The organism is Salinivibrio sp. PR6 (assembly GCF_001995955.1).
Taxonomy (GTDB): domain Bacteria; phylum Pseudomonadota; class Gammaproteobacteria; order Enterobacterales; family Vibrionaceae; genus Salinivibrio; species Salinivibrio siamensis.
On record NZ_MUFA01000016.1, the window covers coordinates 1 to 13,376 of the forward strand.

Here is a 13,376-nt window from a genome sequence, read left to right on the forward strand (position 1 = left end):
CGCACACGTTGACGCACACGTTGACTGCCCAGGACACGCTGACTATGTGAAAAACATGATCACCGGTGCGGCGCAGATGGACGGTGGTATCCTGGTTGTAGCAGCAACTGATGGCCCAATGCCACAGACGCGTGAGCACATCCTACTTGGCCGTCAGGTTGGTATTCCAAACATCATCGTGTTCATGAACAAATGTGACATGGTTGATGATGAAGAGCTGCTTGAGCTGGTTGAAATGGAAGTACGTGAACTACTTTCAGAGTACGACTTCCCAGGTGACGACTGCCCAGTAATCCAAGGTTCAGCGCTGGGTGCCCTGAACGGTGAAGAGCAGTGGGAGCAGAAGATCGTTGAGCTATCTGAAGCGCTGGATTCTTACATCCCAGAGCCAGAGCGTGCGATCGACAAGCCGTTCATCCTGCCAATCGAAGACGTATTCTCAATCCAAGGCCGTGGTACTGTTGTCACTGGTCGTGTTGAGCAAGGYATCATCACTGTRGGTGACGACGTTGAAATCGTGGGCATGAAAGACACCRCSAAGACCACKTGTACTGGTGTTGARATGTTCCGTAAGCTTCTAGACGAAGGCCGTGCGGGTGAGAACGTTGGTGTTCTTCTGCGTGGTACTAAGCGTGACGAAGTAGAGCGTGGTCAAGTACTGGCGAAGCCTGGTTCAATCACTCCGCACACCAAGTTCGAGTCAGAAGTATACGTACTGGGCAAAGACGAAGGTGGCCGTCATACGCCGTTCTTCAAAGGCTATCGTCCACAGTTCTACTTCCGTACGACTGACGTGACCGGTACTATCGAGCTGCCAGAAGGCGTTGAGATGGTAATGCCTGGTGACAACATCAAGATGGTTGTTCACTGGTTCAATCACTCCGCACACCAAGTTCGAGTCAGAAGTATACGTACTGGGCAAAGACGAAGGTGGCCGTCATACGCCGTTCTTCAAAGGCTATCGTCCACAGTTCTACTTCCGTACGACTGACGTGACCGGTACTATCGAGCTGCCAGAAGGCGTTGAGATGGTAATGCCTGGTGACAACATCAAGATGGTTGTTACGCTCATCGCACCTATCGCGATGGACGAAGGCCTACGTTTCGCTATCCGTGAAGGTGGCCGTACTGTAGGCGCTGGTGTTGTTGCTAACATCATTGAATAATGATTTGACGAAACACTAGTAAAAAGGGCATCATTTGATGCCCTTTTTCTGCGTTTGACGCTCCTATTGGTGTGAATTTAGCCAGCAGTCGTTAGCAAGCGCAGAGTTTAGTGATCGTATCGTGCTTGATTGAGGCGTTATGGTCACCATGTGCCTTTGCCAAACACTGATTGTGGATGGCTGAAAAGGCACTGCCGTCTATGTAGACTTGTTACAGGTAGAATGTATGAAAGCGAACGCTGAGACCCAATCCGGTTCGATGGACATCCTTAAATGGGGTGTTGTTTTTGTCCTATTGGCCGCAGCCGTGATAGGGAATAGCCTGTACAGTGACGTGTCTGTGGTAGTGCGAGCTGCTGCCGTGGTGGTATTGGTTGCCGCTGCCGGTGGTGTCGCTGCACTCACGATGAAAGGAAAAGCTGCGATCACGTTTGCACGCGAATCGCGTATGGAAGTGCGTAAAGTGATTTGGCCAACCCGCCAAGAGACTTTACAGACTTCTCTCATCGTTCTGGCTGTTACTGTTGTTATGGCGCTCATCTTGTGGGGCGTTGACGGAATCATGGTCCGTCTAGTCCGCCTAATCACTGGCGTGTGAGGTAAAAGTACATGAGCGAAGCTCCCAAAAAACGTTGGTATGTGGTCCAGGCTTTCTCTGGTTTTGAAAGCCGTGTTGCGCAGTCACTGCGCGAACATATCAAAATGCACGAAATGGAAGACTATTTCGGGGAAGTCTTGGTGCCAACCGAAGAAGTGGTTGAAATGCGCCAGGGACAACGTCGCAAGAGCGAGCGTAAATTCTTCCCAGGTTATGTGCTCGTCCAAATGGTGATGAACGATGAATCTTGGCACTTGGTACGTGGTGTGCCACGTGTGATGGGTTTCATTGGTGGCACCTCAGATCGCCCAGCACCTATTTCTGATAAAGAAGCGGACTCTATTCTCAATCGCTTAGAAAAAGCGAGCGAGTCTCCGGTTCATAAAACCGTGTTTGAAGCGGGCGAAGTGGTGCGTGTGACCGAAGGACCGTTTGCAGACTTTAATGGTGTCGTAGAGCAAGTTGACTACGATAAGAACCGCCTTAAAGTCTCGGTGTCTATATTCGGCCGTGCGACCCCTGTTGAGCTTGAGTTTGGCCAGGTAGAAAAAACCTGATCAAAAAAGCACCGCTAATGGTTGGCAAGGGCGCGAAATTTGACTATAATTTCGCGCCCTTTTGTTAAACGGGGAGTTTATCGCGAGATAGACGTTAGTACCCAAAATAAGGTAATTGAATAATGGCAAAGAAAGTAGAAGCTTACATCAAGCTGCAAGTTGCAGCGGGTGCAGCTAACCCATCGCCACCGGTTGGTCCTGCTCTGGGTCAACACGGTGTGAACATCATGGAGTTCTGTAAAGCGTTTAACGCGAAGACCGAATCTATCGAGAAAGGTCTACCAACTCCAGTTGTTATCACTGTATACAGTGACCGTTCTTTCACCTTCGTAACCAAGACTCCGCCAGCCGCGATTCTTCTTAAGAAAGCAGCAGGCGTGAAATCTGGTTCAGGTCGTCCGAACACTGAAAAAGTGGGTACCGTGACTGACGCGCAGATCCAAGAGATCGCAGAAACCAAAGCGGCAGACATGACCGGTGCGGACATCGAAGCGATGAAACGCTCCATTGCGGGTACTGCCCGTTCAATGGGCCTGAACGTAGAGGGTTAAGACAATGGCTAAAATGACTAAGCGCATGCGCGTAATCCGCGAAAAAGTTGATGTGACCAAAGAGTACGACATCAACGAAGCCGTTGCTCTACTGAAGGAACTGGCGACTGCAAAATTCGTTGAAAGTGTTGATGTTTCTGTCAACCTTGGCATCGATGCTCGTAAATCAGACCAAAACGTTCGTGGCGCGACTGTACTGCCTAACGGTACAGGCCGTGACATCCGTGTTGCTGTGTTCACACAAGGTGCGAACGCTGACGCGGCGAAAGAAGCGGGTGCTGATATCGTAGGTATGGAAGATCTTGCTGAGCAAGTGAAGAAAGGCGAAATGAACTTTGACGTCGTCGTCGCTTCACCAGACGCAATGCGCGTTGTTGGCCAGCTAGGTACCATCCTAGGCCCACGTGGCCTGATGCCAAACCCGAAAGTGGGTACTGTCACGCCTAACGTTGCTGAAGCGGTTAAAAACGCGAAAGCAGGTCAGGTTCGTTACCGTAATGATAAGAACGGCATCGTTCATACCACCATCGGTAAAGTTGACTTTGACGCAGACAGCCTGAAAGAAAACCTGGAAGCGCTGTTGGTGGCACTGAAGAAGGCGAAGCCAACTTCAGCTAAAGGTACTTACATCAAGAAAGTTAGCCTTTCAACAACCATGGGTGCTGGTGTTTCTCTAGACCAGAACTCTTTGGAAGCAAGCGTTAACTAATTGCGACAAGCGAGTGAGTAGTTTATACTCTCTCGCTTGACAATTTTATGGCTGAGTTTGCCTCGGCAAACTTCGTCCAAGACCGTAGGCGTTCATTACGAACTTAATATTTCCTACGTAGACGGTGCCAGAACATGATAGATTTCTCGTCTTTCTTGGATCTGCACCGTACAAGCTCTCTCTGCAAGGCTGTAGAGAGTGGTGTTAAACAATCCAGGAGCAAATCCAAATGGCTTTAAACCTTCAAGACAAAAAAGCAATTGTTGCTGAAGTCAACGAAGCTGCCAGTGGAGCCCTGTCTGCAGTAGTTGCTGATTCTCGCGGTGTTGCCGTTGACGCAATGACTTCTCTACGTAAACAAGCGCGTGAAGCGGGCGTTTACATGAAAGTTGTGCGTAACACACTGGCTCGCCGTGCAGTTGAAGGCACTGAGTATGAGTGTCTGCAAGACACTTTTGTTGGCCCAACTCTGATTGCGTTTTCTAACGAGCACCCAGGTGCCGCTGCGCGTCTTTTCAAAGACTTCGCAAAAGAAAACAAAGAGTTTGAGGTTAAATCTGCTGCATTCGAAGGCGCGATCACTGACCCAGAGGTACTGGCGACACTGCCAACGTACGACGAAGCAATTGCACGCCTAATGATGGGCTTGAAAGAAGCTTCTGCCGGCAAGCTGGTTCGTACTATCGCCGCTGTTCGCGATCAAAAAGACGCGGCCTAATCGCCCGTTTAATTTGGTTGCTTAATCCTTTTATTGTTGACTTTAAAGAGAATTGTTATGTCTATCACTAACGAGCAAATCCTAGACGCAATTGCAGACATGTCTGTAATGCAAGTTGTTGAGCTTATCGAAGCTATGGAAGAAAAATTCGGCGTATCAGCGGCAGCAGCCGTTGTTGCTGGCGGTGCTGCTGAAGGCGGCGCGGCTGAAGAGCAAACCGAATTTGACGTTATCCTAACTGAAGCGGGTGCGAATAAAGTAGCCGTTATCAAAGCGGTACGTGGCGCAACTGGTCTAGGCCTGAAAGAAGCGAAAGCGCTTGTTGACGGCGCGCCTGCACCTCTGAAAGAAGGTGTTGAGAAAGAAGAAGCTGACGCGCTTAAAGCTCAGCTAGAAGAAGCTGGTGCTTCTGTTGAAGTTAAGTAATTTATACTTAATTTCCTAGCCTGAAAAGGCATTGGCTGGTGGCTAAAAAGCCACCGGCCTTTTTGCGCTGTAGGGCAGTAGTGAAATTTTCACCCCGTTTTATCACTGCTGACCATGCAAAAAAAATCAAAGCAAGCGCTTTGATTTTCCTACACTAAACGGTGGTTGTTTAGTCACTGTCCCTTGTACTGGACAGTTTGGGTCACTTATCAGCGAGCTGAGGAACCCTATGGTTTACTCTTATACCGAGAAAAAGCGTATCCGTAAGGATTTTGGTAAGCGTCCGCAAGTTCTGGACGTGCCATACTTGCTGTCGATCCAGCTTGAATCTTTTAAGAACTTTATCGAGCAGGATCCAGAAGGGCAATACGGTCTTGAAGCTGCCTTTCGCTCTGTCTTTCCAATTCAGAGCTACAACGGCAATTCCGAGCTGCAATACGTTAGCTATCGTCTCGGTGAGCCAGTTTTCGATGTCAAAGAATGCCAAATTCGCGGCGTAACCTATTCGGCCCCACTACGCGTCAAACTGCGCTTGGTGATGTTTGATAAGGATGCCCCGGCTGGTACCGTTAAAGACATCAAAGAACAAGAAGTCTATATGGGCGAAATTCCGCTCATGACTGAAAATGGTACCTTTGTCATCAATGGTACTGAGAGGGTTATCGTATCCCAGCTGCACCGTAGTCCGGGCGTCTTTTTCGACAGCGATAAGGGTAAAACCCATTCCTCAGGAAAAGTGCTATATAACGCACGCGTGATCCCATACCGTGGTTCATGGTTGGATTTCGAATTCGATCCTAAGGATATCGTATACGTTCGTATCGATCGTCGTCGTAAGCTGCCAGCTTCGATTATTCTGCGTGCGCTGGAATACACCACTGAAGAGATCCTAGACCTGTTCTTCGAAAAAGTTGTTTTCGAAGTAAAAGGCAAGTCTCTGGTGATGGAACTGGTGCCTGAGCGTCTACGTGGCGAAACCGCCAGCTTTGATATCGAAGCGGACGGTAAAGTCTACGTGGAGCAGGGTCGTCGAATCACTGCGCGTCATATCCGTCAGTTGACGAAAGATAACGTTGATCACATCGAAGTGCCAGTTGAGTACATTGCGGGCAAGATTTCTGCGCGTGAGTATGTCAATCAGGACACAGGTGAAGTGATTGTCTCGGCTAACCAAGAGGTCAGCCTGGAGACACTGGCGCAGTTGTCGCAAGCAGGTCACAAACGTATCGAAACCCTGTTTACCAATGACCTGGACCATGGCCCGTACATGTCCGATACCTTGCGTATCGACAACACCACGGATCGTCTCACGGCGCTAGTCGAAATCTATCGCATGATGCGTCCTGGCGAGCCGCCAACGCGTGAAGCAGCCGAGCAACTGTTTGAGAGCCTGTTCTTCTCAGATGACCGCTATGATTTATCATCTGTTGGTCGTATGAAGTTCAACAGCTCGTTGGGTCGTGACGACCTCACCGGGCCTGGCGTACTGAGCAAAGAAGACATCATCGAGGTGATGCGTAAACTTATCCATATCCGTAACGGTATTGGTGAAGTGGACGATATTGATCACCTGGGTAACCGCCGTATTCGCTCTGTGGGTGAAATGGCAGAAAACCAGTTCCGTGTTGGTTTGGTACGTGTAGAGCGTGCCGTTAAAGAGCGTTTGAGCTTGGGCGATCTCGATAACGTGATGCCACAAGACTTGATTAACGCCAAGCCTATCTCTGCGGCAGTGAAAGAGTTCTTTGGTTCTTCGCAGCTGTCACAGTTTATGGACCAAAACAACCCATTGTCTGAGGTGACGCATAAGCGTCGTATCTCTGCCTTGGGTCCAGGTGGTCTGACGCGTGAGCGCGCCGGCTTTGAAGTGCGTGACGTTCATGCGACGCACTACGGTCGTCTTTGTCCGATCGAAACACCGGAAGGGCCGAACATCGGTCTGATTAACTCACTGTCTGCGTTTGCGCGTTGCAACGCTTATGGCTTCCTCGAAACACCTTACCGGAAAGTCGTTGACGGTAAAGTGACGGATCAAATCGATTACTTGTCAGCAATTGAAGAAGGTCACTACGTCATTGCGCAGGCAAACGCCGCGTTAAATGAAGATGGCTCATTCACTGACGAACTGATCACGGCCCGTAAGACAGGCGAATCAGGCTTGCACCCACGAGACCATGTCCAGTACATGGACGTTGCGACCAACCAGGTCGTATCGGTGGCTGCTTCTCTGATCCCGTTCCTTGAGCATGACGATGCGAACCGTGCCTTGATGGGCGCGAACATGCAACGTCAGGCCGTGCCAACATTGCGTGCGCAAAAGCCGCTGGTTGGTACGGGTATCGAGCGTAACGTCGCCGTTGACTCGGGTGTTACCGCGGTAGCCAAACGTGGCGGTACCATTCAGTCCGTTGACGCCTCACGTATCGTAGTGAAAGTGAATGAAGATGAATTGGTACCAGGCGAAGCCGGTATCGACATCTACAGCTTGATCAAATACACACGTTCTAACCAGAACACCTGTATTAACCAGCGTCCAACAGTGATGCCGGGCCACGAAGTGGCAAAAGGTGATGTACTGGCTGACGGCCCATCGACTGACTTGGGCGAGCTGGCACTGGGGCAGAACATGCGTATCGCGTTTATGCCGTGGAATGGTTACAACTTTGAGGATTCCATCCTTATTTCTGAGCGTGTTGCTCAGGAAGACCGTTTGACCACTATCCACATTCAAGAGCTGTCTTGTGTGGCGCGTGACACCAAGCTGGGTAGCGAAGAAATCACCGCGGATATTCCAAACGTGGGTGAAGCTGCGCTGTCTAAGCTGGATGAGTCAGGTGTGGTGTATATCGGTGCCGAAGTGAAAGGTGGCGATATCATGGTCGGCAAAGTGACGCCAAAAGGCGAAACACAACTGACACCAGAAGAGAAGCTGCTGCGTGCCATTTTCGGTGAAAAAGCGTCTGACGTGAAAGACTCGTCACTGCGTGTACCGAATGGTGTGTCTGGTACGGTTATCGATGTACAAGTCTTTACTCGCGATGGCGTAGAGAAAGACAAGCGTGCACTCGAAATCGAAGAAATGCAGTTGAAAGAAGCCAAGAAAGACCTGACCGAGGAGTTCTCTATCCTTGAAGGCGGTCTGATGGCGCGTGTTCGCACACTGCTTTCTCAAGCCGGTTATACCGACAACCAGCTCGACGGCATGGATCGTCAGACCATGTTGACGCAAACGCTGGATGATGAAGCACAGCAAACCCAGCTTGAGCAATTGGCTGAGCAATACGACGAAATCAAAGCCGACTTTGATAAGAAATTCGACACCAAGCGTCGCAAGATCACTCAAGGTGATGACCTTGCCCCAGGCGTGTTGAAGATTGTTAAAGTCTACCTTGCGGTGAAACGTCGCATTCAGCCAGGCGATAAGATGGCCGGTCGTCACGGTAACAAAGGTGTTATCTCTAAGATCAACCCGATCGAAGATATGCCTTACGACGAGTCAGGCGAGCCTGTTGACTTAGTGCTGAACCCACTGGGTGTTCCTTCGCGGATGAACATCGGTCAGATCCTAGAAACACACTTGGGTCTGGCGGCGAAAGGTATTGGTGACAAGATCAATCGCATGCTCAAAGAGCAGCAGGAACTGGCGAAATTCCGTGAGTTCTTGCAGAAGGTCTATGATCTGGGTGAGACCCGTCAGGAAGTGGACATCAGTAAACTGACTGACGAGGAAGTTCGCACGTTGATCAATAACCTGCGTGATGGTCTGCCAACCGCGTCTCCTGTCTTTGATGGTGCGCCTGAGCCGGTTGTCAAAGAGCTATTGAAACTGGGTGATTTGCCAGAGTCAGGTCAGCTTGACCTTTACGATGGCCGCACGGGTGAGAAGTTTGAGCGTCCAGTAACCGTGGGTTACATGTACATGCTGAAACTCAACCACCTTGTTGACGATAAGATGCACGCCCGTTCAACAGGCTCTTACAGCTTGGTAACTCAGCAGCCGCTGGGTGGTAAGGCACAGTTCGGTGGTCAGCGCTTCGGTGAGATGGAAGTATGGGCACTGGAAGCATACGGTGCTGCCTATACCCTGCAAGAAATGCTCACCGTGAAGTCGGATGACGTTAATGGCCGTACCAAGATGTATAAAAACATCGTTGATGGCGACCATCGTATGGAGCCGGGCATGCCGGAATCTTTCAACGTATTGCTGAAAGAAATCCGCTCGTTGGGTATCAACATCGAGCTGGAAGACGAGTAAGCCACGCGCTACTCTCTCCGGTAAGAATATGAAGGCGCTGCCGGTCAGCGCCTTTATGGGTCAACTCCTCACAGGAGCCGATTGTGAAAGACTTACTTAAGTTTCTGAAAGCACAACATAAGACCGAAGAATTTGATTCAATCAAGATCGGTCTTGCCTCACCTGACATGATTCGTTCATGGTCGTTTGGTGAAGTGAAAAAGCCAGAAACCATTAACTACCGTACCTTTAAGCCTGAACGTGACGGTTTGTTCTGTGCACGTATCTTTGGCCCGGTCAAAGACTATGAGTGTCTTTGCGGTAAGTACAAGCGCCTCAAGCACCGCGGCGTCATTTGTGAAAAATGTGGCGTTGAAGTTACTCAGACCAAAGTACGCCGTGAGCGTATGGGTCACATTGAGCTGGCTTCTCCTGTTGCCCACATTTGGTTCCTGAAGTCGCTGCCATCGCGCATCGGCTTGCTGATGGACATGCCACTGCGTGACATCGAGCGCGTGCTTTACTTTGAGTCGTACATTGTTATTGAACCAGGCATGACCAACCTCGAGCGTGGTCAGATGATGTCTGAAGAACAATATCTAGACGCACTCGAAGAGTGGGGCGACGAATTTGACGCGCGCATGGGCGCTGAAGCAGTCAAAGCACTGCTGGCGAACATGGATCTGTCGGTTGAGACAGAACAAATGCGTGAGCAGCTCGAAGAGACCAACTCTGAGACCAAGCGTAAGAAGATCACCAAGCGTTTGAAGCTGGTTGAATCCTTCTTGCAATCAGGTAACAACCCTGAGTGGATGATCCTGACCGTGCTGCCTGTGCTGCCGCCGGATCTGCGTCCATTGGTACCGTTGGATGGTGGTCGCTTTGCGACGTCAGATCTTAACGATCTGTATCGCCGCGTGATCAACCGTAACAACCGTTTGAAGCGCCTGCTTGATCTTGCTGCCCCAGACATCATCGTGCGCAACGAAAAGCGCATGCTGCAAGAGTCTGTGGATGCGATGCTGGATAACGGCCGTCGTGGTCGTGCGATCACCGGTTCGAATAAGCGTCCGCTGAAATCGCTGGCTGACATGATCAAAGGTAAGCAGGGTCGTTTCCGTCAGAACCTGCTGGGTAAACGTGTTGATTACTCTGGCCGTTCGGTGATTACCGTGGGTCCATACTTGCGCCTGCATCAGTGTGGTCTGCCAAAGAAAATGGCACTCGAGCTGTTTAAACCGTTTATCTACGGCAAGCTTGAGACCCGTGGTCTGGCGACCACTATCAAAGCCGCCAAGAAGATGGTTGAGCGCGAAGAAGCCGTGGTATGGGATATCTTGGATGAAGTCATCCGTGAACACCCTGTGCTGCTAAACCGTGCACCAACGCTTCACCGTTTGGGTATCCAAGCGTTTGAACCTGTGCTTATCGAAGGTAAGGCGATTCAGCTACACCCATTGGTGTGTGCGGCCTATAACGCCGACTTCGATGGTGACCAGATGGCGGTTCACGTACCGCTGACGCTGGAAGCGCAGCTCGAAGCGCGTGCGTTGATGATGTCAACCAACAACATTCTTTCGCCAGCATCGGGTGATCCTATCATTGTACCGTCTCAGGACGTGGTACTGGGTCTTTATTACATGACCCGTGAGAAGGTGAACGGCAAAGGCGAAGGCATGTACCTGGCAGGCCCAGGCGAAGCTGAAAAAGTTTACCGTACCGGTCATGCTGAACTGCATAGCCGTGTAAAAGTGCGCATCAAGCAAATCGATATCGATGAGATGGGTGCACGCACTGAGAAAGAAGCGCTCGTCGATACCACCGTCGGTCGTGCCATGCTGTGGACTATTGTTCCAGACGGCCTGCCCTACGAGTTGGTTAACCAGCCGCTAGGCAAAAAGCAAATCTCTAATTTGCTCAACACGTGCTACCGTAAGCTGGGTCTGAAAGATACGGTTATCTTTGCTGACCAAATCATGTACACAGGTTTTGCTTATTCCGCGCTATCGGGCACCTCTGTCGGCATCGACGACATGGTGATCCCACAAGCGAAATACGATCTGATTGAAGCGGCTGAAAGCGAAGTTGCGGAAATCCAAGAGCAATTCCAGTCGGGTCTGGTGACCGCTGGTGAGCGCTATAACAAAGTGATCGATATTTGGGCGGCGGCGAACGAGCAAGTCGCGAAAGCCATGATGGATAACCTGTCTAATGAGACAGTGATTAACCGTGACGGTGAAGAAGAGACGCAAAGCTCGTTCAACAGCGTATACATGATGGCCGATTCAGGGGCGCGTGGTTCTGCCGCACAGATCCGTCAGCTGGCGGGTATGCGTGGTCTGATGGCGAAACCGGATGGTTCTATCATCGAAACGCCGATCACCGCGAACTTCCGTGAAGGTCTGAACGTACTACAGTACTTTATCTCTACGCACGGTGCGCGTAAGGGTCTCGCCGATACCGCACTGAAGACAGCGAACTCAGGTTACCTGACGCGTCGCCTGGTTGACGTTGCCCAAGACGTGGTGGTGACCGAAACCGATTGTGGTACCGAAGGTGGTATCCACATGATGGCGGTTATCGAAGGTGGCGACGTAAAAGAAGCCCTGCGTGAGCGTGTGCTGGGTCGTGTCGTGGCTGAAGATGTGCTTAAGCCGGGCACAGAAGAAGTGCTGGCGCCACGTAACACCCTGTTGGACGAGAAATGGTGTGACATTCTTGAGCACCACTCTGTCGACAAGGTAAAAGTGCGCTCTGTCGTGACCTGTGAAACTGACTTTGGTTGCTGTGCGAACTGTTACGGCCGTGACTTGGCACGTGGTCATTTGGTTAACCACGGTGAGTCTGTGGGCGTTATCGCCGCACAGTCTATCGGTGAGCCAGGCACACAGCTGACCATGCGTACCTTCCACATCGGTGGTGCGGCATCGCGTGCAGCAGCAGAAAACAACATCCAGGTGAAGAACAAAGGTTCTATGCACCTGCACAATGTGAAATCTGTGACCAATAGCGACGGTAAGCTAGTGATTACCTCGCGTGCGTCAGAGATGACCATTGTGGATGAGTTTGGCCGTACCAAAGAGAGCTACAAAGTCCCTTACGGTGCCATGCTGAGCAAGCAAGACGGCGAAGCCGTTGAAGCCGGCGACGTGGTAGCTAACTGGGACCCACACACCATGCCAATCATCACTGAGGTAGAAGGTAGCCTTCGCTTCGTGGATATGATTGATGGTGCGACTATGCAGCGTCAAACGGACGAGCTCACGGGTCTGTCTTCTATCGTGGTTATGGATGCCTCTGAGCGCCCATCATCCGGTAAAGACAAGCGTCCTGCGGTGAAGTTGGTGGATGCACAAGGCAACGATGTGATGGTACCTGGCACTGATATGCCAGTTCAGTACTTCTTGCCTGGTAAAGCGATCGTTCAACTGGACGACGGCGCAAGCGTTGGTATTGGTGACACCCTTGCTCGTATCCCGCAAGAAAGCGGCGGTACCAAGGATATCACTGGTGGTCTACCACGTGTTGCTGACCTGTTTGAAGCACGTAAGCCAAAAGAGCCTGCTATCTTGGCAGAGATCACAGGTACTGTTTCCTTCGGTAAAGAAACCAAAGGTAAGCGCCGCCTGATTATCACGCCAGAAGAGGGTAAAGCTTACGAAGAGATGATTCCAAAATGGCGTCAGCTCAACGTATTCGAAGGTGAAAAAGTCGAGAAAGGTGATGTGATCGCAGACGGTCCTGAATCACCACACGACATTCTGCGTTTGCGTGGTATTCACGCGGTAGCAGAATACATCACTAACGAAGTCCAAGACGTTTACCGTCTGCAGGGTGTTAAGATCAACGATAAGCACATCGAGACCATCGTGCGTCAGATGCTGCGTAAAGTGACCATTAAGTCTGCCGGTGATACGGAGTTCTTGGAAGGCGAGCAGGTGGAATACTCACGTGTGATGATTGCTAACCGTGATCTCGAAGCGGAAGGCAAGCAGCCGGCGACCTTTGGTCGTGATCTGCTGGGTATCACCAAAGCCTCGTTGGCGACTGAGTCATTCATCTCAGCGGCATCGTTCCAGGAAACCACGCGCGTGCTGACTGAAGCAGCCGTGGCAGGTAAGCGTGATGACTTGCGTGGTCTGAAAGAGAACGTGATTGTGGGTCGTCTGATCCCAGCCGGTACCGGCTTCGCGTATCACAAAGACCGTCAAGCAAAACGTGCCGAGCCAGAGCAGCCAGTAGCCCCTCAGGTCGATGCAGAGCAAGCTTCGCAAGATCTTGCTGCGCTACTGAACGCGGGTCTGAACGACGATAGCTAAGCGTGGAAGCGTTGATAATATCAACGCCCACAGCGAAATAAAAAGGCACCTCTTCGGAGGTGCCTTTTGTTTATCTGGCGTGTGGGGTTGTCAGTGAC

The 13,376-nt window shown here is 50.9% G+C and carries 10 protein-coding genes; all 10 read left to right on the forward strand.

The features are described from left to right. Positions 1-991 (forward strand): elongation factor Tu (tuf, locus tag BZG72_RS12495; RefSeq protein WP_443508086.1); only part of this gene is annotated, 991 nt, incomplete at its 5' end. Continuing rightward, a complete protein-coding gene (locus BZG72_RS16460) occupies positions 915-1,166 on the forward strand; it encodes an elongation factor Tu (protein ID WP_128080537.1) in 252 nt (83 codons plus the stop codon). The genes tuf and BZG72_RS16460, both read left to right, overlap by 77 nt. A 226-nt stretch (positions 1,167-1,392) precedes the next feature. Beyond that, positions 1,393-1,764: a preprotein translocase subunit SecE gene (gene secE / locus BZG72_RS12505; RefSeq protein WP_025674747.1), complete on the forward strand. Its 372-nt coding sequence runs from the start codon at positions 1,393-1,395 to the stop codon at positions 1,762-1,764. An 11-nt stretch (positions 1,765-1,775) separates the two neighbouring features. Next, positions 1,776-2,321: a transcription termination/antitermination protein NusG gene (nusG, locus tag BZG72_RS12510; RefSeq protein ID WP_025744447.1), complete on the forward strand. Its 546-nt coding sequence runs from the start codon at positions 1,776-1,778 to the stop codon at positions 2,319-2,321. Between the two features lie 122 nt (positions 2,322-2,443). After that, positions 2,444-2,872, forward strand: a complete 429-nt coding sequence (gene rplK, locus BZG72_RS12515) for a 50S ribosomal protein L11 (protein WP_046074509.1) — start codon at positions 2,444-2,446, stop codon at positions 2,870-2,872. A 4-nt stretch (positions 2,873-2,876) separates the two neighbouring features. Beyond that, positions 2,877-3,581: a 50S ribosomal protein L1 gene (gene rplA / locus BZG72_RS12520; protein ID WP_046074510.1), complete on the forward strand. Its 705-nt coding sequence runs from the start codon at positions 2,877-2,879 to the stop codon at positions 3,579-3,581. Between the two features lie 229 nt (positions 3,582-3,810). Further along, positions 3,811-4,299, forward strand: a complete 489-nt coding sequence (gene rplJ / locus BZG72_RS12525) for a 50S ribosomal protein L10 (RefSeq protein WP_046074511.1) — start codon at positions 3,811-3,813, stop codon at positions 4,297-4,299. Between the two features lie 57 nt (positions 4,300-4,356). Further along, the gene (gene rplL, locus BZG72_RS12530) at positions 4,357-4,725 is read left to right on the forward strand and encodes a 50S ribosomal protein L7/L12 (RefSeq protein WP_046074512.1); all 369 of its coding nucleotides are present in this window, start codon (positions 4,357-4,359) and stop codon (positions 4,723-4,725) included. A gap of 229 nt (positions 4,726-4,954) precedes the next feature. After that, positions 4,955-8,980 (forward strand): DNA-directed RNA polymerase subunit beta, encoded by a 4,026-nt coding sequence (gene rpoB, locus BZG72_RS12535; RefSeq protein WP_046074513.1) that lies wholly within the window; start codon positions 4,955-4,957, stop codon positions 8,978-8,980. A gap of 83 nt (positions 8,981-9,063) precedes the next feature. Next, complete coding sequence (rpoC, locus tag BZG72_RS12540; RefSeq protein ID WP_046074514.1) at positions 9,064-13,278, forward strand: DNA-directed RNA polymerase subunit beta'; 4,215 nt, start codon at positions 9,064-9,066, stop codon at positions 13,276-13,278. Positions 13,279-13,376 lie beyond the last annotated feature (98 nt).

What these genes read in the sequence shown, in the direction of transcription:
- rpoB (WP_046074513.1), top strand. Translation starts at nt 4,955, where the DNA reads ATGGTTTACTCTTATACCGAGAAAAAGCGTATCCGTAAGGATTTTGGT.
- rplJ (WP_046074511.1), top strand. Translation starts at nt 3,811, where the DNA reads ATGGCTTTAAACCTTCAAGACAAAAAAGCAATTGTTGCTGAAGTCAAC.
- rplA (WP_046074510.1), top strand. Translation starts at nt 2,877, where the DNA reads ATGGCTAAAATGACTAAGCGCATGCGCGTAATCCGCGAAAAAGTTGAT.
- rplL (WP_046074512.1), top strand. Translation starts at nt 4,357, where the DNA reads ATGTCTATCACTAACGAGCAAATCCTAGACGCAATTGCAGACATGTCT.
- secE (WP_025674747.1), top strand. Translation starts at nt 1,393, where the DNA reads ATGAAAGCGAACGCTGAGACCCAATCCGGTTCGATGGACATCCTTAAA.
- nusG (WP_025744447.1), top strand. Translation starts at nt 1,776, where the DNA reads ATGAGCGAAGCTCCCAAAAAACGTTGGTATGTGGTCCAGGCTTTCTCT.
- rplK (WP_046074509.1), top strand. Translation starts at nt 2,444, where the DNA reads ATGGCAAAGAAAGTAGAAGCTTACATCAAGCTGCAAGTTGCAGCGGGT.